Consider the following 22728-nt stretch of genomic DNA (forward strand, 5'->3'; position numbering starts at 1 on the left):
TTTGATTGATTTAAACAACATATCATTTTAATACCCCTTTTTTGCCCACAATCAAGTTTAATTATAAAACACAGCAGCAAATGTATACTTCAAGCAAAAACTCTTGTTCTTGTGCTAACAAAAGTTCAAAAAAACAAGTTGGTACTCACACAAAGAAAATGAGCGTTCTAAATATACTATCTGCTGTTGTGTTTTTTTTATTCCCAAAATGTGCTTTCTGCTGGGCAGCTTATGCCTCGTTTTTTAGTTTTATAGGATTCGGGCAACTGGAATATAACTCCAAATGGAAATATGTTATTCTTGCTACATTTTTGTTAGGTAGTATTATTTTGATGTGGAAACATTATAAAAATAAGTCCTGGATTAATATTCTTTTATACACTTCAGGACTATCTATTTTACTGATCGCCTATTATCTAAACTATAGTCAAACCTGGTGGTTATATATAGTTACTTTTTTAATGATTTTAAGTAATTTTCATTTACGGAAAAAACAAGTTTTTAGTCACTAGTACTAATTATTAGATAGTATTCTACAAAAAAACATATAGTATTGAACTCATCTTGAATAGTGATTTTCAGCCAGGGCCGACCGACAGGAAGGAGCCAGTTGCGGCGTTAGCAAAAGCTTTTGTGCTATAATGAAATTGATATTTTTCAGCATAGCCTTAGCTACGGTTAAAAAAATCACTAAAATTAGAGCGCAAAATGTAAATTTTGCAGGTCAAAGCACTATTCAAGATAAGTTCATTGTATATTTATGCAAAAAGTACTTTATATGTCATCCCAATCACGACTGGATCGCGCTTATAAGAATGCAAAAGTCATTTCTTTTGATGACAGCTCCAAGTTTATCTTATTTAGTGATTGTCATAGAGGTGATAATAGTTTTGCTGATGATTTTGCCAACAATCGAAACATCTACTTTCATGCACTAAAACATTATTATAATGAGGATTTTACGTATTGCGAATTAGGAGATGGTGATGAACTCTGGGAAAATCTAAACTTTGAAACCATTCTAAGAGCTCATAAAAATGTTTATGAATTACTTCAGAAATTTTACTTCCAAAACAGACTAGAGATGATTTGGGGTAATCACGATATGGTGTATCGAGATCCTAAATATATAAAAAAGCATTTAAGCACCTATTTTGATCGAAAAACAAATGAAGACACGCCTCTTTTTCCAGATATAAAATTTGAAGAAGCCATTATATTAAAGCACAAAATTTCTAATCAAGAGATTTTTTTACTGCACGGGCATCAAGCTGATTTTATGAATTATGTAGGATGGAGAATTAATAGATTTTTAGTTCGTGTTTTATGGAAACCGCTTCAGGTAGTAGGCATAGCGGATCCTACGAGTCCTGCTAAGAACTACAAAGAAACCATCAAAGTAGAAAGAAGAATTAAAAAATGGATTGCCAATCATAAAAATCAATTTACCATTATCGGTCACACTCATCGTCCTCGCTTTCCTGAGGCTGGTGAATTAGCACTGTTTAACGACGGAAGTTGTGTGCATCCAAGATCCATCACCGGAATCGAAATAGAAAACGGAAGCATTACCCTCATCAAATGGCAAATCGCTACTACAGAAGATGGAACCCTTAAAATTATAAGAGTACCTCTGGAAGGACCTCAAAAACTAACCGATTTTATTGCGGAATAACTTGTTATAATAATGGAGGATATTCAACATATACTCGATCAGATTCCAATACGACATAATTTTGTATCCTATTTTATTAGCCTAGGTATTGCTATAGGATTATTGCTAAGTTTAGTAATATTACTTCGTGCTACGAATAAAAGTAATTCCTTTAGAATCTATGGATGGTCATTATTGATACAATCTATTATCGCCACTGATGTCTTTTTATGCTATACAGGTTTAATAAAATATATACCACATCTTAATGATAGTACAGAACCTTTAGTACTATTACTGGCACCATCCATATACTTTTTTGTTTATACCCTGTTAACACGAAAACCATTAATACTAAAAAAACACTGGATTCATTTGGTACCTTCAGTATTATACTTTATCTCACAAATACAGTATTATCTTCAGCCTATCTCTATCAAAATCAATGCATATTTAGGAGCATATTACGATGACATAGAAAAAGTGAATGTTCCTGATGATACTGATTATGGCTATCTATGGATTAAAGATGAGTTTAGATGGTTGGTTTTAGCAAGTTTCGTTTTATACAGTATATTATCCATTCGACTCATTATAAAAAACAGATCAAAAAAGAAAGTAGCAAGCGCAGAGAACACACGTATTAACAAGTTTGATTTCTCTAAAAACATTTCTCTCGGACTTTTTATATTTTTCGTGCTGATATTTACTGTGTATTTAAATTTTGAGGATGATGGTGGAGATCATTATATATTCATTCTTAATACTATGATTGTGAGTATTACCAGTATCGTATTATTATCAGAATCTCGCTTTTTTGAAAACTCTTGGATTGCAGATAAGTATGAAACTTCTAGGTTTAAAAATCAGGAAATTTCAATGGATACTATCAAAGCATTTGTAGAGAAGAACAAATTTTACCTACAGAATTCTACTTCCTTAAAAAGTTTGTCCGAAGAGCTAAACTCAAACTCCAATTATATCTCTCAAGTAATTAATACATCCACCGGTCTTAATTTTAATGATTTTATCAATCAATATAGAATTGAAGCATCCAAGAATCGTTTAACAGATCCCAATTATAAACATCTAACTATTGAAGCAATTGGAAACTCTGTAGGATTTAAATCGAAATCAGCATTTTACAGCGCCTTTAAAAAACACGTGACAATGTCCCCAAAAGCATTTGTTACACTTCAAAAATCGAACAGGTAGTATCTCAAAAATGTCCAAAATTACAATTCCGGACGTAATTCGGTTCATTTTCTATCTAATTAAAAGGTAATTATTTCACTTTTGACAAAACAACATTTTCAAAAGTTATGAATAAAAAAATTCGTCGTTACGATCTAGATTGGTTACGAGTTATCGTATTTGGTTTACTCATTTTTTATCACGTAGGAATGTTTTTTGTTCCATGGGGATGGCATATTAAAAACAATATAACCTATGATTGGATCCGCTGGCCTATGTTATTTCTAAATCAATGGCGCTTACCAATTTTATTTGTTATTTCGGGTATGGGAACCTTTTATGCATTGTCGTATAGAAATATCCGGCAATTTAATTGGGAAAGAATTAAAAGGTTATTAATCCCATTATTATTTGGGATGTTATTGATTGTGCCTCCACAGATTTATTTTGAAAGATTGGCTAATAATCAATTCAGTGGATCTTATGTTGAGTATTTCACTACAGAAGCATTTATCGGAGTATATCCCGAAGGAAATATCAGTTGGCATCACCTCTGGTTTTTACCATATCTGTTAGTATTTTCTATAATTCTTTCTCCTTTATTTATAAAAATTAAAAGAAATGCTCCGGGATTTACAAATTGGATGCGACGACAAATTCAAAAGCCTTATGGATTGTATTTATTTATAATACCACTATATCTTTTTGAGGTCGCGATTGAACCCTTCTTTGATATTACACACGACTTAATTAATGATTGGTTCAATTTTATTAACTCTTTGGCATTCTTCCTTTTTGGTTTTATACTGATCTCTTCCGGAGAAGCCTTTTGGAAAAGCCTGAATCGTATAAAGTCTAAAGCACTGCTGATCGGAATTATTGCTTTCTCTATTCAGCTTTTCATATGGATACAAGGTAAAGATAGTCTTCTCATTCATTGCACTGAAGCATTGGTTAAGGTTGCCAATTTATGGTCTTGGATTTTGGTTATTTTAGGATATGGAGCTAAATTTTTAAATACAAAAAGTAATCTGCTTGCTTATTGTAATAGAGCAGTCTATCCGTTTTATATTTTACATCAAACGATCACTATAACCATCGGATATTACATTATGAATCTTGAATGGGGATTCTTGCCAAAATTTATGATATTGGTGATAGGTACGTTTGGAGGAAGTTGGATTATATATCACTGTATTATCTTAAAGATTCCAGTGTTACATCCTTTATTTGGTCTAAAAAAACCAAATAGTTATTAATCTATTATAGTATTAGATATTGATAACTCATTGTCATTTGGGATGCTATATTCAGTACAGGATTCTTTTTGAAGATTATATCTTTCTGACGAGATCTCTAACCAATAGTCATCTCCAAAGAATTTAAAAAAATAACGTTTATCTACATAGACTTCAAATACATCCTGAACCTCATAATAACCCCCTTTTTCAACTTTATTTTCTATGGAATCTTTAGCATTTATCGGAATGTATTTTTCTTTGAGATAATGAATGTAAATTGAGTCCTTACAAAAAAGAAGATGTTTTGGTTCTGCTGTACCTCCGTTCCAATTTACATCTCCGTTATTTACTGTAAGTTTATAACTATAATGATGACTTGTTCCATAATTAGAGTTTGTTATAAGACCTGTATACGTAGTGTTTTTATTTGTTTTTTTAACTTCTAAATGTTTATTGTTCTCCAATAGCTTATTTGTAATATCAACTCTTTCTTCCGTTTTTGATTTACAATCAGTAAATAAAAAAATTAATGCAAAGCCAAAAATCGGTGTACAAATAAACTTTTTCATATGAATCTATTCTTAAATTAGATCTAAAAAAACATATGCTCAAGAAAAACAATCTTCTTGAGCATATGATTATAATACAAACAGCAATAATGCTATTCGATATTTACTACCTCTTCAATTTGAGGTGCATATTTTTTAATGGTCATCTCTACTCCTGATTTTAGTGTCATTTGGTTTACACTGCAACCTACACAAGCTCCTTCAAGCTGAACCTTAACTCTTTTATCATCTTCAATACCCACTAAAGAAATATTACCTCCGTCACTTTCTAAAAAAGGGCGAATTTCATCTAGTGCTTTTTCTACATTAACTCTTAATTCTTCAGAAGTCATTTTCTATTTTTTTACAGCAGAACATCCTGCCATTGTTGTTATTTTAATCGCTTCGGTAGGTGGTAAACTTTCATTTCTATTCACTACTTCCTGTACCACATTCCTGGTTAATTCTTCAAAGGCTTTTTCTATAGGAGTAGCAGTTTGCAACGCTGCCGGTCTACCTACATCTCCCGCTTCACGAATACTCTGTACCAAAGGTATTTCTCCTAAAAATGGCACATCAATATCTTCTGCAAGGTGTTTAGCGCCCTCTTTTCCAAAGATATAATATTTATTGTTAGGAAGCTCTTCTGGAGTAAAATATGCCATATTTTCTACAATTCCCAACACCGGAACACTGATACTGTCCTGCTGAAACATCGCAACTCCTTTTCTTGCATCGGCCAATGCCACATTTTGAGGTGTACTCACTACCACAGCTCCCGTGATTGGTAAAGACTGCATAATCGATAAGTGAATATCTCCTGTACCCGGTGGTAAATCCAAAAGTAAAAAATCCAATTCTCCCCAAGCAGCATCAAAAATCATCTGATTCAGTGCTTTGGCAGCCATAGGTCCTCTCCAAACTACTGCCTGGTTCGGTTGGGTAAAAAATCCAATAGATAATATCTTCACTCCGTAATTCTCTATAGGTTTCATTTTTGATTTATCTCCTACTTTAACGGATAATGGTCTCTCTCTTTCTACATCAAACATGATTGGTGCAGAAGGGCCATAGATATCTGCATCTAATAATCCAACACTAAAGCCCATTTTAGCCAAAGTTACTGCTAAATTAGAAGTTACAGTAGATTTGCCGACTCCACCTTTACCAGAAGCAACAGCAATAATGTTTTTAATTCCGGGAATTGGTTTTCCTTTAATTACATTATTTGCCGGTTGTTTAGCGGCAGGAGCTTCTACTTTGATATTCACTTTTATTTTAGCCTTTTCATATACTTTCTCGTGAATAGCTTTCATGACATCAACTTCTGCTCTTTTTTTGATGTGTAATGCAGGCGTAGGCAACTCTAAATCAACAATCACTTCATCTCCAAATGTGATTATATTTTTCACAGCACCACTCTCTACCATATTTTTACCTTCGCCGGCAACGGTGATCGTCTCTAACGCTTTTAATATATCTGATTTTTCTAACTTCATGCGTATTATTTCTTTTTCTAAAAACCAATCAATCTAGAATGATTCTAAATGCAAAGATAGGTTGAATAGTTAAGATTATAAAACCAATAAATTGAAATGATTTATAGTGGTATCGGTATTGCTAATGTGATAATTTTACAAATTTTGCAAAAGCTAGGAAATATCATAAAATCATAATTCCTTCATCGGATCCCAGAACAGTTTCTCGAAATGCTGGATTTGATTATCAACTACTTTAACCCCTTCATTTTCTAGTAATTGCTGCATTAAATTTGTTCCATCAAAATGGTGTTTTCCGGTTAGGATTCCTTTCCTATTTACCACACGGTGAGCAGGTACATCTTCTTGCTTACCGGAAGCATTCATAGCCCAACCAACCATTCGAGCGCTCTTTGCTGCCCCTAGATATTTTGCAATTGCTCCATACGAAGTAATTCTACCGTACGGAATTAGCCGTGCTACTTCATACACGCGATCAAAGAAATTTTCATTTGTATTCTTATCCTTCATCCCAAGTATAAATTATTCTAGCTAAAGTCAGCATTACTAAAATCAACATCAATATCCCCATAAAATAGTTAGAATATTTGGTAATTGATGCCGTCTTTTTTTCGATCTTAAGAAAGGATAAAACATAAAAATATAAGGTTACAAAAGTCCCGGTTCCTGCAGCAACTCCAAACAAAACAATTCTTAATGCATCATATTCTATTTTACCACTTACGCTCATAGCAGCGGCTATCGTACAAAAATAAGGTATCGGCAACACATTGATGGTGGACATCATCACTCCTTTAAACAAACTACGAGATCCTGCATGTTTATACACCTTTATTTTGGTTCTCCTCTGTTTTGCTTTTACAAAAAAGTAAATCGCCATTAGAAAAAATATCACAGCTCCGGTTCTTAGGAGCATATTTTTTACATAAGGGTTAAAAAAGATATACTTAGCTAGTAAAATAGCAAATAATGCCTGGATACAAACAACTATAGAAGCTCCTATTGCGACTAAAACACCATTTTTCTTTCCTCTTTCAAGACACGTTTTTGCTACGGTCATATTAATTAAGCCAGGAGGTATTACTCCGACCAAGGCTGCAAAAAAGGTAACAAGAAGAAGTTTAGTAGTTTCCAAATCGATGACGCAATTAGGTAATTTTAAACTGAATGTAAGTTATGGGTTTATTTTTTTCCAGATATTGTTTCTCATAGAAAGTTTGAATTGATGTCACTACCTCTGGTGAACCTTCCTGATGGTATACATTATGATTAGCGTATAATACTTCATGACCTTCTCCGTGCAACAATCCTAGTGTATACCCATGCATGAACTCACTATCTGTTTTCAGGTGCATAACTCCATCAGGTTTCAGAATTTTTTTATACCGTTGTAAGAACTCATGGTTGGTCATTCTATGCTTTGTTCGCTTGTATTTGATCTGTGGATCCGGAAATGTAATCCATATCTCATCAATTTCGTTAGTATCAAATATATGATCTACTAATTCTATCTGAGTTCGAATAAAACCTACATTGTTCATTTCTTTCTCTATAGCAGTCTTAGCACCACGCCAGAAACGAGCTCCCTTGATATCTATCCCTATAAAATTCTTATCAGGATACTTTTCTGCTAATCCTACTGTATATTCGCCCTTACCGCATCCTAATTCTAACACAATTGGGTTTTGATTTTTGAAGAATTTTTCTCTCCATTTTCCTTTGAAACCTAATGAATTGTTTAGTACCTCTTCTCTTGTAGGCTCCACTACATTCTCAAAGGTTTTATTCTCGTTAAAACGTTTTAATTTATTCTTACTTCCCACGGGTTTTTATGCTTCTATACTTGTTTGACTCTAAAATCAAATTTCTGTTACATATATCAATTAACTCAACAGCAACTTTCTGAATAACTATAGGGATCAATATTATCTAACCTTAATATAATTTTTTGGTAAAATTAAGGAAATATATACTTAGAAGAATACTATTAATTTTAAAATAAGACAATATGCTTCTTGAGTAATTAACATACATAAATGACAAATTTTGAGTAAAAAAGTACTTGTAGCACCGCTTAATTGGGGTTTGGGTCACGCGACTCGGTGTATTCCAATCATAAATGCCTTGATTGACGAAGATTTTGAACCTGTGATCGCATCAGATGGAGCTGCACTGGCCCTATTAAAAAAGGAATTTCCTGATTTGAAAACAGAGATACTACCTGCATATAATGTAGAATATGCTAAAAAAGGAAGTAATTTTAAACTAAAAATGTTACTAAATAGCTCTAAAATAGCTCATGCAATTACTGCCGAAAAAAAAGCAATAAAGCGTATTGTCGAATCTAATGACTTCCACGGAATTATATCCGATAATAGAATGGGAGTGAGACACAAAAATGTTCCTTCTGTATTTATTACACATCAGCTTACGTTTCTAAGCGGAAGAACCACGTCAATTAACACTAAATTTCGTAACAAATACATTAAAAAATTTGATGTCTGCTGGGTTCCTGATATGGCTGATGATCCTAATCTAAGTGGTGAGCTGGGTCATCCTAAGCGTAGCAACATTCCTGTAACCTATTTGGGTCCTATTAGTCGATTTAATTATCAAAATTTACCAAAAAAGTATGATATCTTAGTATTGCTATCCGGACCGGAACCACAACGTACGATGTTAGAAAAAAAGCTTTTTCAAGAGTTTGAACGCAGTGATAAAAAAATAGCGTTTGTAAGAGGTGTCATTGAGGAAAAGCAAAAAACCTATAGTAAAAATAATATAACCGTATATAATTATTTGACCGGTATAGCTCTACAAAACACCATTAATAGTAGTCATATGATCATCTCTAGGTCAGGGTATACTACCGTGATGGATCTGGCCAAACTGAAGAAAAAAGCATTTTTTATACCAACTCCCGGACAATTCGAACAAGAATATCTGGCAGAGCGCCTTAAGATCAATAAGTTGGTTCCGAGTTGTAAACAACAAGAATTTACACTGAAAAAACTATACGATCTAAATGCTTACAAAGGATTAAGCGGTTTTAGTACCGATATCGACTACGGGGAACTTTTTCACTTTTTCCAGAGTAAATGAAAATTCACTGCCAATTCGATAATCGCTTTCTACATAGATGCGTTCGTGATGTGCTTCAATGATATGCTTCACAATAGCTAATCCAAGCCCTGAACCTCCTTCTTTACGAGATCCACTTTTATCTACTCTATAAAAGCGCTCAAATAACCTGGGAATATGTGCTTCTGCTATTCCTTCGCCATTATCCGTAACTCTGACTATAACCTTATTTCGGATTAAATTCTCTATACTAACTTCTGTTGTACCATCTTCTTTTCCATACTTTATAGAGTTCACTACAAGATTGGATAATACCTGCTGAATTCTCTCCTTATCAGCGTGCACCATAATAGGCTCCTGGTAATTCATATCAAAAGTCAAAGCAATATTCTTTTTAGACGCTTTCATTTCGAATAAATCGAAAACGCTTTGAACAAGCTCTATAATATCAAAATTAGTATAATTAAGGTTTAGATCACCCACTTCTAGTTTGGTAATCATATCCAGATCCTTCACTATATATATTAGGCGTTCTACTCCCTTATTGGCACGATTAAGATATTTCTCTAGAATTGCAGGATCATTCATAGCGCCATCCAACAGGGTTAGTATATATCCTTGTACCGTAAATAATGGTGTCTTTAGCTCATGAGAAACATTACCCATAAACTCTTTACGATAATCTTCTCTAATTTTTAAAGTTTCTATTTCAGTTTTTCGTTTCTGAGCAAATTTTTCGACTTCTTTGATCAGCGTTTTCATATCTGTTGTGACCGGACTTTCGCCTAAGGTCTCAACATCCAGCATTTCGATATCATCATAGATTTTTCTTACTCTACGGTAAATAAATTTTTGAACTCGATACTGAATAATGATAAAACATACTGCATAGCACAACACAATAAAAATTCCTGTAAACCAGAAATTGAATTGATCTTGGATATATAAAAAAACGCTCACTAAGAGCGTTAATACTAAAGTTATATATGAAGATGATAGGTAAGCAAACCTATACGATCTCTTAAAATTTTCTGCCATTATATAACAAACTTATAGCCAACCCCTTTTATTGTTTTAAAACTACTATCTCCTAATTTTTCTCTCAATTTTCGGATATGTACATCAATGGTGCGACCCCCTACTATGACCTCATTACCCCATACTTTATCCAGAATATCCTCTCTTTTGAATACTTTTCCGGGTTTTGAGGCTAATAAAGATAATAATTCAAATTCTTTCCTTGGTAATATAATTTCTTTTTTATCCTTTACAATTTTATACTCATCCCTATTAATAATAAGGTCTCCTATCTTTACTACATTGTTAGAAGAATCATCTTCTTTTAATCTACGAAGCAATGCTTTTACTTTACTAACCAGTACTTTAGGGCGAATCGGCTTAGTGATATAATCATCAGCACCAGCATCAAATCCTGCTACTTGTGAGTAATCTTCTCCACGAGCAGTTAAAAAGGTGATAATTGTATTTTGTAAATCTGGTATTTTACGGATTTGTTCGCATGCTTCGATACCGTCCATCTCAGGCATCATTACATCCAAAATGATCAAATTTGGTTTTTTCTTTTTGGCAGTTTTAACAGCCTCCACTCCATTTTCTGCTGTTAAGACATTGTAACCTTCTGCTGTTAGGTTGTAACCAACAATTTCCAAAATATCCGGCTCATCGTCTACTAGTAAAATTGTAATATCTTTTTTATTCATTTCGTTTTAATTACATCGCTATTCGTAAATATACTAGGTTAAAATGAAGTATTGATAAACATTCAACTTAGAAACTATAAACTAACATAAAGATTTCATAGACATAACATTAAGTTAACGTTATAAAATGATCGCAATAGTTAATCCTGATGATCTCTATACGTAGTTAACAAATTCATAGTAGCTGTTATGAGATCTTTCGTCTCCGTTAATAGTCCAAAATAAAGTGTTGTATTTTTAGGACTACTTTCTTCTGTTCTTGTTCGCTCTACTTGCTTATTAATTTTATCATTTACTAAAGTAAACAATTCCTGCTTTTCTTCTATGATACCATTAAGACTTCCGAACTCTCTTTTGTCAAAAATATCTTTAATACTAGCGAAAAATTCCTGCAATTGGTCTTCAATCTCTTTAAGATCTTTGATTTGATTGAATCGTAATTTCTTATGGTTATTATTAACGTGCTTATGACTATTTTTAGAAATATACTCCAGAGACTGAGTGATATCCTCCAGATGTCCTAAGATGGAAATGTAAAAACTACTGGCTCCTACACTTGATTCATCAAGGTTTTTAATAAAATAGAAAATACTATCTCTTAACTCTTCTACTTCTGTTTCTAATTTAGCAATTCCTTTTCTGCTCTTTTTCAGCGAAGCCAGATCATATTTTGCCAAACTATCAATGGTATTTCCATAAATTTTATTCCCTCGGTTTACAAAAGACTTGATATTATCTGCACTTTCCTCGATCACTCCTTGTATGGAACTGCTTTCAGATTTCTTAAGACTATCTTCTGCCTTATGCGCTTTGGTCTTATTGCGATATCTAATTGTATTTCTAGCCAACAGGATTATGGCTACGAGCAGCAACACACCGGTCATAATAGGTTGATTAAAATTAATCAGGAATGCTATCAATGCTGCTGCCAAGAATGCACTGATTGCCGTAAAAAACCACCCTCCAATCACATTTAACACACCCGCTACACGATAAACAGCACTCTCTGTTCCCCATGCTCTATCGGCTAATGAAGTACCCATTGCAACCATAAAAGTTACATAGGTAGTAGACAAAGGTAGCTTCATAGATGTTGCAATGGAAATTAATACACCAGCAACCATTAAATTAACTGCAGCCCGTACCATATCAAATGCCGGAAGATCTTCTTTTCTAGTAGTAGCAGACTTAGGAATTTCTTCAAACTGTTTTTCAGAAAACTTCCTAAAAGGTGCTGGAGTAACGGAAGATAAAACTTCAGAAATAAAAACTGTTCCTCTTACCACACCTCTGGACAAAAAATTTGGGCGAAACTTTTCATCTCCATCTCCCTGGCGAGATAAATCAATAGAAGTTTTAACTACGTTTCTGGCTTTTGAAGAAAACCAAAGCGTTAATACCATAATAAGACCTGCAAATAGTAATATAAGCGTAGGTGTCTCAGCTTTACCACTAAGTGAAGACATCAAAAACTCATTAGCAGGGATTCCCGATGCACTCCAATCCAGATACGATTTATATGCAGCGATAGGAACACCAATAAAATTTACCAAATCGTTTCCTGCAAAAGCCAAAGCCAAAGCAAAAGTTCCTACAATTATAATAAGCTTATAAATATTAGTTTTTAGGATTGTCATAAATCCGTAAGAAAGCAGGGATAAGAATCCAAAACCAGCTATAACAATTGCTAAAACATTAGTTTCCAGAAAACCTCTTAAAGTAGTAGAAATAGTACCTGCTTCTGCATCAATCTTAAACAGATCTTTCTTAGCAGCTGCCAATTCTTTAATTGTTTCATAAGAACTTTCGAAATGTAAATTGGCCCATTCCAAAAAACCAAGCCCAGTATCATTAGTTAATACATCTACTATCTCTTTAGCATAGTTTGTTCCTTTGATTCCCTTTATAAAAATAAAATATAATATTGCGGTTAAGGCGATTCCTCCAAAAAGCGCACCTACCCATTTTGCTTTTTTTTCAAAATTAAAAGACAGTAATAATCTGGATACATATTGAACCATTGCTCCTATAGAAAATGCAACAACTACAGATAATAATATTCCGGCTATTATTTCGCCAGCTTTTTTTGTATTTATATAATTACCTAAATCTGCAAAAGAAAGATCAGCATCTGCAGCAATTTTAATTAGCGCAACACATACTGCTGCACCTAATAGTTCAAATACGATGGATACCGTGGTAGAAGTAGGCATACCTAAAGTATTGAAAAAATCCAGCAGTAATATATCTGTGATCATAACCGCCATAAAAATGATCATGATCTCATCAAAATAAAACTCTCCGGGAACAAAAATACCTTTACGAGCCACCTCCATCAAACCACTTGAAAAAATAGCTCCTGCAGCTATTCCTATACTTGCGACGATCATTATAGTTCTAAACGAAATCGCTTTAGAACCAATCGCTGAATTTAAAAAATTAACAGCATCATTACTCACCCCAACAACTAGATCTGCTATAGCCAAAATCGCTAAAGCCACGATCATCAAAATATAAATGTCGTTCATATTTTTCTCACAATCTTATAAACCACAAAAATGTTATTAAAAATCTAGTCGTATGTTATTGAAATGTTATCTTTTTTATCCTTTCCCACCCGAATTGAACTTTAGGTATTCTCGAAATTATAAAAGCCTAGTAGTTAGCTACGATTTTACAATTTTTGAAAATCAACTGATGCTAAGGAAACCTTAAAATTTCTTTACAGCCTCGAAACCACAGCATTTTCTCAAAGTTATTGATCAGACGCCTTTGCTGAGTAGCATTTTTGGTATTTGTACTTAGAGCATTCTGCCAATATCAATTCGGCTGAAAATTCTAGTAATATTAGCTGAAATTTTATATCAAGAGTATCTAATGGTAGCATAAAAAATAAATCATAACATTACAAAAATTTGATTTTCAGTATTTTATATACTCAATGTTAATTTAATGTTACGTAAATGTTGCTTAAAAGTAAAATTAATGTTACATTTGTAATGCAAACATTAAGAACCCCCAATAAAAGATATATTATGAAAAATTTACTGTTAACATTAGCGATTCTTTTTTCAGGAGTAATGATGGCTCAGGATGTTAAACCTACTTTTGAAAAACAGGGAGATATAATCAAAGGAACTTACTTTTATGAAAATGGTGAGATTCGTCAACAAGGATTTTACAATAAGGAAGGAAAACTTCACGGAGAATGGAAGTCATATGATATGACCGGTAAAAAAATCGCCATGGGACAATACCAGAATGGTGTGAAAACAGGTAAGTGGTTTTTTTGGGAAAATGAAAAACTATCTGAAGTAAACTATTCTGACAATACGATTGCATCTGTAACAACGTGGTCTAACAAAAGTGACGTGGTTGTTAATTATAACGATAATTAAATTTGCCAAAATAATTTAATATGAAGCGTTCAGAAATTTCTGAGCGCTTTTTTTGCTTTAAAAAAGTAATAAACTAAAAAAAACTAATGTTTGTTCATGCATTACTAAATCCTTCTATCTAAAACTTACCTCTGTCTTACTCTCTTCCTTAACAATTAGGTAACTATCAAAAAAATCTATTAAAGCACTTGTTCTACAATACTTTATATAAAATTTATTAAGTAGATTTTTCGTGTAAACCTCTTATTTTGACAGTGTCGGATAACAATTACATAACATTATAATCACTCTTATTTAATTTTTCAGTAACGCACAAGTAACAATAGCTATCGTTATTTGCACCGAATTTAGAATACGTTATGAGAAAAATTGTAATTCTCTGTGCACTATTTGTTATTGGAATAGTGAGTGCGCAGGAAACTGGCTCCATAGCTGGTACTTTGCTTGACAAAGAAGCAAATAATCAACCTTTACCTTTTGCTAACGTCTTAATTAAAGGGACTAGCAAAGGGACAACTACTGATTTTGATGGATTATATAGTATTGAAAACCTAGAGCCGGGAACCTATACAGTAGAATTTAGTTTTGTTGGTTATGAAACCTTAGATAAAGAGGTTATTGTAAAAGCCAATGAAACCACCACAGTTAATGCATCAATTGGTGCTAGTGCAGCGGCCTTAGATGAAGTTGTTATTAAAACAACTAGTAGAAAAAAAGAAAGTGTGCAAGCACTACTTTTAGATCAAAAAGGTGCTGTAGTTCAGAAACAAAGTATTGGAGCTCAGGAGCTTTCCAACAAAGGTGTGAGTAATGCCGCCGCTGCTGTTACTAAAATTTCTGGGATCTCAAAACAAGAAGGTGGAGGTAATGTGTATGTTAGAGGTCTTGGAGATAGATACTTAAACACCACGTTCAACGGTTTATCCCTACCAGCAAATAACGTAGATAAGAAAAATATAGATCTTGGTCTATTCTCTTCTGATGTTATTGAGAATATTGGTGTAAGCAAAACATATGCTGCTAATTTTTACGGTGATTTTGCAGCAGGTAATGTAGACATTAAAGCAAAAGAACACGTTGGAAAAGCATATATAGATGTAGATCTAGGAAATACTATAAATAGTGCCTCTATTGGACAAAAGTTCTTAAAAAGTGAGGGGACTGGATTCTTTGGATTTTATAATAGATATAGAAACGATCCATTTGCTGTTGTTTTATCTCACGGTATTGACCCTATCTCATCAGAGGGACCCGTTGGACTTTCAGGATCGATTACAGCAGGAAAATCTTGGGACATTGGTGAAGAATCAAAACTAAGCATCTTTGGAACGGCTTCTTTTGGAAGTAGTTATGAATATCTAAGAGGCGAAGCAGCAAATGTTACAGCAGCAGAAAATCAAATATTTAGAGATACTGAAATTTTTGAATACAACCGCACCACTACTGCAATGACCAATATTGTATATCGTATCAATGGAGATCATAGAATAAAGTTTACCTCCTTGTTTATTAATGATGCGAAAGATGAAATAGGCCGTTTTGGAATTGATGGAAATGGATTTAACAGAAACACTATTGCAGACATTGATGATTTTGGTTTTTTTACGCAAAATGTACAATTCGAACAGGATATGATTTATGTGAATCAATTATCTGGAGTTAGTAACATTAATGAGAAGATAAAAGTAGATTACGGGATTGGCTTTAACAGTGTTCTTGCTCGTCAACCAGACAGAAAACGAATTGCTTTAGAACAGTTTGATCTAGCCTTAGACAACGACCCAAGTACGAACCCAGTTCTTTTTCGTAATGTAGATTTTGATAATCAACGTTACTTCCAAAATATTGAAGATCAAGAATGGAATGGGCGTATAAATGTATCCTACGAGCATAAAGAAAATCTATCCTTTAATTTCGGGTATAATGGACGTATAAAGCAACGTGATTTTGATAACCAACGTTTTGGATTAAGTATTATTGAACCAAGAACAGAAGTTACTAATGTTAATGATTTCAATTCCATTTTTAATATTGATAATTTAGGTGTTACTTATAATACAGTAGTTATAAACCCACTAGATCCTTCAAATGGATTAGGAAATACAAACCTTCCAGGACTTCCAGAAAATACTTATACCGGCAACCTAGATATTCACGCCTTATATGCGAATGCAATCTATAAATATGGAGAGAAGTGGACATTTGTTCCCGGACTACGTGTAGAATCTTTCAATCAAAGTATTGAATATAATGTGATCAACCTTGCGTTCAACAACCCTGGGCGCAATGAGGCAACAGAAACTTTTTTACTACCTAGTTTAAATATAAAATACGCATTAAACGAAGATCAAAACTTACGTTTTTCTGTAAGTAGAACTGTTTCTAACCCAGAGTTTAAAGAAGTAGCTCCATTTGTATATGAAAATGTAACTGATCGTATAGGAGGTAATCCAGACTTATTAAATGACCCGGCATTCTCTTCTATTATCAATTTGGATTTAAAATACGAATGGTTCTTTGAAAAAGGTCAGATATTTTCTATTGCCGCTTTTGCAAAACAGATTAACGATCCTGTAAACTTGGTATCTGCCAACGACGCAACAGGAACGCAGCGTTTCTTTAGAACAGGAGACAAAGCAGAGGTTTTTGGTATTGAATTAGAAGCTCGAAAAGCATTGTTGTTAAATACTGAAGAAGAAAGTCTTCTTTCTGCAGGTGTAAACATTACTTATACCTCTACAAAACAGGATTTAAAAACTGTTTCAGGAACCTTCAATACCAATTTTAACAGAGATTCTGACCAACTACAAGGTGCATCACCATTTTTGATCAATGCCGATGTAAGCTATACACCAACTTTTGGAGATTATAAACCAGTAGCAAACCTTGTATTCTCCTATTTTTCCGATCGAATCGACGCATTGGGAGCAGGACAATTAGGAAATATCGTAGAAAAAGGAGTGCCAACTCTAGACTTCGTTTGGAAGAATAAAGTACGAGAGAATTTTGAAATCAACCTTAGTGTTAAAAACTTATTGAATCCAACGATCGAAAGAGTACGTGAAAATGCTACGATATCAGAAGACGTGCTTACCACTTTTGGCATTCCATTCACTAGAAATACAAATAATGAAATCAATCCAATAGACGAGTTTGCTCTTTCGAGTTATAAGAGAGGAGTAAATATTGGATTACAATTTAAATATACATTTTAACTCATTTTAAAAAACAAAATTAATCAAAATAAAAACCCATGAAAGCAAATATATTTCTTTTAAAAACCCTTGTCTTTGCATTGCTTTTTGCATCCTGTGCAAGTGATGACACAGCAGACATTACTATTAATATCGACGGTAACGGTTCTCCTATAGATCCTACTGGCGAAGTGATAGGTGGAACTTTAACAGAAGACCTTACACTAGAATTAGGAACAGAATATTCTCTTAATAGCGCGCTTATAGTACCCGACGGTATCACCCTTACTGTAGAGCCAGGTGTAGTAGTAAGAGCTGCTACTGGATCTGATGTATATATTGCTGTATTACAAGGAGGAACTATCAATGCTGAAGGAACTTCTTCTAATCCTATTGTATTTACATCTGCTACTTCAACTCCAAATCCTGGAGACTGGGGAGGTCTAATCATATTAGGTAGAGCACCAATAAACTCTGTAGTTGGAGGTGATGCAACTTCTACTTCTGAAATCGGAGGATTACCCTATGGTGGTAGTATAGCAGATGATAACTCTGGTATCCTTAGATATGTTCGTATCGAATATTCTGGAGGAGCGGCAGACGCAGCTTCAGAAAACAATGGATTTTCATTTTATGCAGTAGGAAATGGAACTACTATCGAGTTTATTCAGGCTTTTGAAGGAGCAGATGATGGAGTAGAGTTTTTTGGAGGAACTGTGAACGCTTCATTTATATCTGTTGTTGGTGCTCAGGATGACTCTGTAGACTGGACTGAAGGATTTACAGGAACATTAACAAATGTATACATCGAGCACAGACAATCTCACGATAAAGGAATAGAAGGTGATGGTTTTAACACCGATATAGGAAACAACTCTAATCCTGTATTTTGGTCCGCACCTACAGTTACAAACCTTACTATCAATGGACTTGGTTCTTCTAATGAGAATGAAGCGATCCGATTACGTGCAGGAACAAGAGCTATATTTACCAATGTTCTTTTGGAAGGTTTTGCAGAAGGTTTTGACCTTGATGATACCGAAACTGGAAACGGTGTTTTAAATGATGAAACTTCTATTACTGATATTACTTTTGATGATATCACACTAAACCTTAAAAATGATACTGGAGCTACTTTTGAAGAAAGTGATGTAATCTCTGGTGTAGGTAATGGAACTGGTGCAGATTACAACTCTTGGAATTCTGGTTGGACACGTAACTAATACGTCTTAAAAATTCAGCCAACAATAAACAGAAAAGCACCTTGTTCACCATCAAGGTGCTTTTTTATATGATCAAACTTTCACAGACTTCCAATTCCCTTTTCTAAACCACATAATGGCTATAACTGCAATTAAAACTTCGGCAAAAGTAATTGCTAAAAATACTCCCATAGCACCCCAATCAAAAACAATTGCCGCCAGATATGCAAACGGTAACTGAAACACCCAAAAACAGAAAAAGTTGATAATGGTAGGAGTTTTAGTATCTCCCGCTCCGTTAAAAGACTGAATAATCACCATGCCATATGCATAGAATACATATCCAGCAGCAATTACACGAAGACTTAATGCCCCATATTTAACAACTTCTGGCTCTGAGCTAAAGATTTTGATTATTACCTCTGCAAACACCAGGTAAAATACAGATACAAAAAGCATAAAATACGCATTGTATTTTCCGGTTTTCCATACAGATTGTTCTGCACGATTCGGTTCGCCAGCTCCCAGATTTTGACCAACAAGTGTTGCAGCTGCATTACTCATTCCCCAGGATGGCATAAGCGTAAACATTAGTACTCGAATAGCTATTGTATATCCAGCTAATACTTCACTACCAAATTCTGCCATAATTCGCATTAAAAACACCCAACTAGAGGTTCCGATAATAAACTGACCTATGCCTCCAAGAGATACTTTGATTAAGTTAATCATCACCTTAGAACGTAAAACGATATCTTTAAAGGTTACCTTAATTTTACTCCATCCAAAGAAAAGAATCGCCATTTGGAATACCACAGCGCTCCCTCTTCCTATAGTAGTTGCAATAGCAGCACCTTGGACTCCAAAACCCGGAATAGGTCCAAAACCAAAAATAAAAAGTGGGTCTAAAATGATATTCAAAAGGTTAGAAACGATTAATACTTTCATAGCAACAGAAGCATCTCCTGCACCTCTAAAAACGGCATTGATTAAAAAAAGCAACATAATTGTTATGTTTCCTCCCAAAAGCACTTGTGTATATCCATATCCCTCTGCTATTAAATCAGGTTCTGCTCCCATAAGAGTTAAAATTTCCTTTGGAAACAGTATTCCGATCACACTTATAATTATGGAAACCGAAATTCCTAATAATATAGACTGCACTGCCGCATGAGAAGCTCCTACCATATCCTTTTCTCCAACTCTGCGTGCTACTATTGCGGTAACTCCCATACTGAGACCAATCGCGATGGCATATATCAAAGTAATGACTGATTCTGTCAATCCTACGGTAGCTATGGCATTTGGACCGAGACTGGAAACCCAATATGCATCTACTAATGCAAAAATAGATTCCATCATCATTTCTAGGATCATAGGAACTGCAAGCATGAATACTGCTTTGCGGATGCTACCAGATGTAAATTGTTGCTCCTTACCTGTAATAGCTATCTTAAAGTAAGAAAATAGTTTAGAAAGTGTAAGCTTATTAGATGTCATAAGTGAAAGAATTATGATTAAAAAAAAGGAATAAATTGGACAGAACTAAGAAAGGTTTTCTTAGCTAAACAATACCGAAGCCGATATTTCCAAAGAGATGTGCATAATTCTTATAACTTCATAATGAGACAAATATCGAATTTTTTAGGGAAAACACAAAATAAATAATTAAACCTGTTTTTAATACGGTAAACCCATAGCTTTTGTATCAAATTGATAATTTGTTCAGATTTAACATTAAAAAAAAGAGTTCCTAACTCAATTTTTAATAAAATATTGTACTTTTATAGTCCCAAAATAAAGTATTTATGAAAAAAATCTACTTATTACTCATACTTATCGGTGTTTTTGTCCTCTCCTTTTCTACTGGAGTGCAGGCGCAATCGTCCTTTAATACTATTGATCAAAAAGAAGAAGTTCAGGTTTTTCCAAATCCTGTTTCTGGTGACATCCTTAATATTACATCTAAATCAGGTAAGTCTATGACTTGCAGAGTATTTAATGTTTTAGGGAAAACAGTACTTTTTAAGGTACTTACTACCCAAGAACAACTTAATATTTCTGCTTTACCTCCTGGAGTCTATGTTCTTAGAATCAAAATAGGAGAAGAAGCTTTTACAAAAAAATTAATTAGGAAATAACAACCAGGGTTTTTCTTTAACCAACAATCTAATAATGGTTATGTTGGTCATATAAAACTATCTCGGTATTTATTATATAACAAACACTCTCTTATCGCAGAGTGTTTTTTTATACCTTTGTTTCAAACAAAATCCCTTTTCGACTCGTATGCTGGCTGAGACTATTTTTACAATTCAAAATGATCAGGATTTTGAAAAAGCTGCATTAAGAGTTTTTCAACACCAATACATTAATTGTAGAATTTACCAACGGTTTTGTAATCTTTTGGGAATTACCAAAAGTTCAGTAAAAACCACTGATGACATTCCGTTTTTACCCATTGAATTTTTTAAACAAGAAAAAATAGTTAGTTCAGCTTTTAATGTTCAACAAATTTTTACCAGTAGTGGAACAACCGGCAGTACTACCAGTAAACATTATGTAACTAATTTGAGTATTTATGAAACTAGTTTCCGAAAAGGGTTTGAGCTTTTTTATGGAGATATAAAAGAGTATACCATTTTAGCGCTTTTACCGTCCTATCTGGAGCGTGAAGGCTCCTCTTTAGTGTATATGGCAGATGCACTCATTAAAGAAAGTCAACAAGCCGAAAGTGGATTTTACCTAGACGAAACCGAAAAACTGGTTAGCACGCTAAAACAGCTTTCCTTACAAGGTAAAAAGATACTTCTTATAGGTGTTTCTTTTGCATTATTAGATCTTGTTGAAAATCATCATATACAGCCAAATGATAATTTAGTTGTTATGGAAACCGGCGGAATGAAAGGCCGAAGAAAAGAAATGATCCGCGAGGAATTACATCAAGTTCTGAAAAAAGGTTTTGGTGTCTCTAAAATTCATAGTGAGTATGGGATGACAGAATTATTGTCCCAAGCTTACTCTAAAGGTGATGGTGTTTTTCATTCCCCTCCCTGGATGAAAGTCAGCACTCGTGACCCCGAAGATGCTCTGACATCTATGAGCACAGGTAAAACAGGCGGTATTAATATTATAGATCTGGCTAATATAAATTCCTGCTCATTTATTGCCACCCAAGATTTAGGAAAAATCTATACCGATGGTAGTTTTGAGATACTTGGTAGGTTTGACCATAGTGATATTAGAGGATGTAATCTGATGTTACTATAAATTAAATTTTTTGCAACTTTCCGTTTTAAACACCGTATTTAAAAATGTAATTGTGTTTTGAAAACATATTATTATGTTAAAATTGTAATGTTCTGTTTTTTCTCACGACTGAATGGATGTAACAACAAAACAACAACTTAAAATGAAAAGATTCTTTGTCATACTGTTTTTAGGAGTGTCATTTTCCTTAAGCGCACAGCAAATTGATTATAATTTAAAAAAAGGATTTGTAGCTGAAGGATATGACGTAACTGAATACTTTAATAATAAAGCTATTAAAGGAGAAAGTAAATTTACTGCAACTCACGACAATGCAAAATACAAATTTGCAAGTCAGGCAAATCTGGAAAAGTTTAAAAGCAATCCAGAAAAGTTTGTACCTCAATATGGTGGTTACTGTGCTTATGCGATTGGAGCTAAAGCAGAAAAAGTTGATATTGATCCTGAAACATTTGAAATAAGAGACGGTAAGTTATATTTATTCTATAACTCTTGGGGAATCAATACGCTGACTAAATGGAATGAAGAAGGAGCTACAGCATTAAAAAATAAAGCCGATGTGAATTGGCAAAAAATAAAAACAAAAAAATAATCGAGTACATCGATAAACATATAGAACGTTAAGTTTTTTTCAATAATTGATTGGTTAGTTGACAAAGCCTGCTAAGAAGAGATTCTTGCAGGCTTTGTTTTTTATTTAATTAAATTTTAAAAAGTATAGTACAA

Annotated in this window: 21 protein-coding genes; 11 read left to right on the forward strand and 10 right to left on the reverse strand. The window is 33.7% G+C overall.

Features of this window, described 5'->3' with window-relative positions:
• The first annotated feature begins 158 nt into the window (after positions 1-158).
• The 4 genes from ACFSR1_RS11000 (at position 159) to ACFSR1_RS11015 (ending at position 4107) form a co-directional block, all read left to right on the forward strand.
• On the forward strand, positions 159-512 hold the full coding sequence (locus tag ACFSR1_RS11000; RefSeq protein ID WP_378292416.1) for a hypothetical protein: 354 nt from the start codon (positions 159-161) through the stop codon (positions 510-512).
• A 266-nt stretch (positions 513-778) separates the two neighbouring features.
• Positions 779-1675, forward strand: coding sequence for a metallophosphoesterase family protein (locus tag ACFSR1_RS11005; RefSeq protein ID WP_378292418.1), 897 nt, complete (start codon positions 779-781; stop codon positions 1673-1675).
• Between the two features lie 12 nt (positions 1676-1687).
• A complete protein-coding gene (locus tag ACFSR1_RS11010; RefSeq protein WP_378292420.1) occupies positions 1688-2869 on the forward strand; it encodes a helix-turn-helix domain-containing protein in 1182 nt (393 codons plus the stop codon).
• A 107-nt stretch (positions 2870-2976) separates the two neighbouring features.
• The gene (locus ACFSR1_RS11015; RefSeq protein WP_378292422.1) at positions 2977-4107 is read left to right on the forward strand and encodes an acyltransferase family protein; all 1131 of its coding nucleotides are present in this window, start codon (positions 2977-2979) and stop codon (positions 4105-4107) included.
• Here ACFSR1_RS11015 and ACFSR1_RS11020 read toward each other — a convergent pair.
• The 6 genes from ACFSR1_RS11020 to trmB all read right to left on the reverse strand — a co-directional run bounded on the left by ACFSR1_RS11020 (position 4104) and on the right by trmB (position 7959).
• Positions 4104-4658, reverse strand: a complete 555-nt coding sequence (locus ACFSR1_RS11020; RefSeq protein ID WP_378292424.1) for a hypothetical protein — start codon at positions 4656-4658, stop codon at positions 4104-4106. The genes ACFSR1_RS11015 and ACFSR1_RS11020 overlap by 4 nt on opposite strands.
• A gap of 92 nt (positions 4659-4750) precedes the next feature.
• A complete protein-coding gene (locus ACFSR1_RS11025; protein WP_378179239.1) occupies positions 4751-4990 on the reverse strand; it encodes a NifU family protein in 240 nt (79 codons plus the stop codon).
• Positions 4991-4993: 3 nt separating this feature from the next.
• Entirely contained in the window at positions 4994-6136 is a 1143-nt protein-coding gene (locus tag ACFSR1_RS11030; RefSeq protein ID WP_378292426.1) for an Mrp/NBP35 family ATP-binding protein, read from the reverse strand.
• 171 nt (positions 6137-6307) lie between these two features.
• Positions 6308-6646: an MGMT family protein gene (locus tag ACFSR1_RS11035; RefSeq protein ID WP_378292428.1), complete on the reverse strand. Its 339-nt coding sequence runs from the start codon at positions 6644-6646 to the stop codon at positions 6308-6310.
• Positions 6636-7271, reverse strand: a complete 636-nt coding sequence (locus ACFSR1_RS11040; protein WP_378292430.1) for a LysE family translocator — start codon at positions 7269-7271, stop codon at positions 6636-6638. The genes ACFSR1_RS11035 and ACFSR1_RS11040 overlap by 11 nt, the downstream gene beginning before the upstream one ends.
• A 13-nt stretch (positions 7272-7284) precedes the next feature.
• Entirely contained in the window at positions 7285-7959 is a 675-nt protein-coding gene (gene trmB / locus ACFSR1_RS11045) for a tRNA (guanosine(46)-N7)-methyltransferase TrmB (RefSeq protein WP_378292432.1), read from the reverse strand.
• Positions 7960-8182: 223 nt separating this feature from the next.
• Between trmB and ACFSR1_RS11050 the strand changes: the two genes are divergently transcribed.
• A complete protein-coding gene (locus tag ACFSR1_RS11050; RefSeq protein ID WP_378292434.1) occupies positions 8183-9238 on the forward strand; it encodes a glycosyltransferase in 1056 nt (351 codons plus the stop codon).
• On the opposite strand, the gene ACFSR1_RS11055 is transcribed toward ACFSR1_RS11050, so the two are convergent.
• From ACFSR1_RS11055 to ACFSR1_RS11065, 3 genes are all read right to left on the reverse strand, one after another.
• A complete protein-coding gene (locus ACFSR1_RS11055) occupies positions 9176-10255 on the reverse strand; it encodes a sensor histidine kinase (RefSeq protein WP_378292436.1) in 1080 nt (359 codons plus the stop codon). The two genes, ACFSR1_RS11050 and ACFSR1_RS11055, sit on opposite strands and share 63 nt — an antisense overlap.
• The gene (locus ACFSR1_RS11060) at positions 10255-10938 is read right to left on the reverse strand and encodes a response regulator transcription factor (protein ID WP_378292437.1); all 684 of its coding nucleotides are present in this window, start codon (positions 10936-10938) and stop codon (positions 10255-10257) included. Before ACFSR1_RS11060 ends, ACFSR1_RS11055 begins: the two co-directional genes overlap by 1 nt.
• A gap of 140 nt (positions 10939-11078) precedes the next feature.
• Complete coding sequence (locus ACFSR1_RS11065; protein WP_378292439.1) at positions 11079-13466, reverse strand: inorganic phosphate transporter; 2388 nt, start codon at positions 13464-13466, stop codon at positions 11079-11081.
• A gap of 507 nt (positions 13467-13973) precedes the next feature.
• Between ACFSR1_RS11065 and ACFSR1_RS11070 the strand changes: the two genes are divergently transcribed.
• The 3 genes from ACFSR1_RS11070 to ACFSR1_RS11080 all read left to right on the forward strand — a co-directional run bounded on the left by ACFSR1_RS11070 (position 13974) and on the right by ACFSR1_RS11080 (position 18753).
• On the forward strand, positions 13974-14336 hold the full coding sequence (locus ACFSR1_RS11070; RefSeq protein WP_378292441.1) for a toxin-antitoxin system YwqK family antitoxin: 363 nt from the start codon (positions 13974-13976) through the stop codon (positions 14334-14336).
• A 359-nt stretch (positions 14337-14695) separates the two neighbouring features.
• Positions 14696-17551, forward strand: coding sequence for a TonB-dependent receptor (locus ACFSR1_RS11075; protein ID WP_378292443.1), 2856 nt, complete (start codon positions 14696-14698; stop codon positions 17549-17551).
• 38 nt (positions 17552-17589) lie between these two features.
• A complete protein-coding gene (locus ACFSR1_RS11080) occupies positions 17590-18753 on the forward strand; it encodes a multidrug transporter (protein ID WP_378292445.1) in 1164 nt (387 codons plus the stop codon).
• A gap of 72 nt (positions 18754-18825) precedes the next feature.
• Here ACFSR1_RS11080 and ACFSR1_RS11085 read toward each other — a convergent pair whose 3' ends face one another.
• Entirely contained in the window at positions 18826-20232 is a 1407-nt protein-coding gene (locus ACFSR1_RS11085) for an MATE family efflux transporter (RefSeq protein WP_378292446.1), read from the reverse strand.
• 308 nt (positions 20233-20540) lie between these two features.
• Here ACFSR1_RS11085 and ACFSR1_RS11090 point away from each other — a divergent pair, with 308 nt between their 5' ends.
• The 3 genes from ACFSR1_RS11090 to ACFSR1_RS11100 all read left to right on the forward strand — a co-directional run bounded on the left by ACFSR1_RS11090 (position 20541) and on the right by ACFSR1_RS11100 (position 22594).
• The gene (locus ACFSR1_RS11090) at positions 20541-20873 is read left to right on the forward strand and encodes a T9SS type A sorting domain-containing protein (RefSeq protein WP_378292448.1); all 333 of its coding nucleotides are present in this window, start codon (positions 20541-20543) and stop codon (positions 20871-20873) included.
• 148 nt (positions 20874-21021) lie between these two features.
• Positions 21022-22002, forward strand: a complete 981-nt coding sequence (locus tag ACFSR1_RS11095; RefSeq protein ID WP_378292450.1) for a LuxE/PaaK family acyltransferase — start codon at positions 21022-21024, stop codon at positions 22000-22002.
• 142 nt (positions 22003-22144) lie between these two features.
• Positions 22145-22594, forward strand: coding sequence for a YHS domain-containing (seleno)protein (locus tag ACFSR1_RS11100; RefSeq protein ID WP_378292452.1), 450 nt, complete (start codon positions 22145-22147; stop codon positions 22592-22594).
• The last annotated feature ends 134 nt before the right edge of the window (positions 22595-22728 follow it).

It is taken from the genome of Aquimarina rubra (assembly GCF_042684305.1).
Lineage (GTDB): Bacteria > Bacteroidota > Bacteroidia > Flavobacteriales > Flavobacteriaceae > Aquimarina > Aquimarina rubra.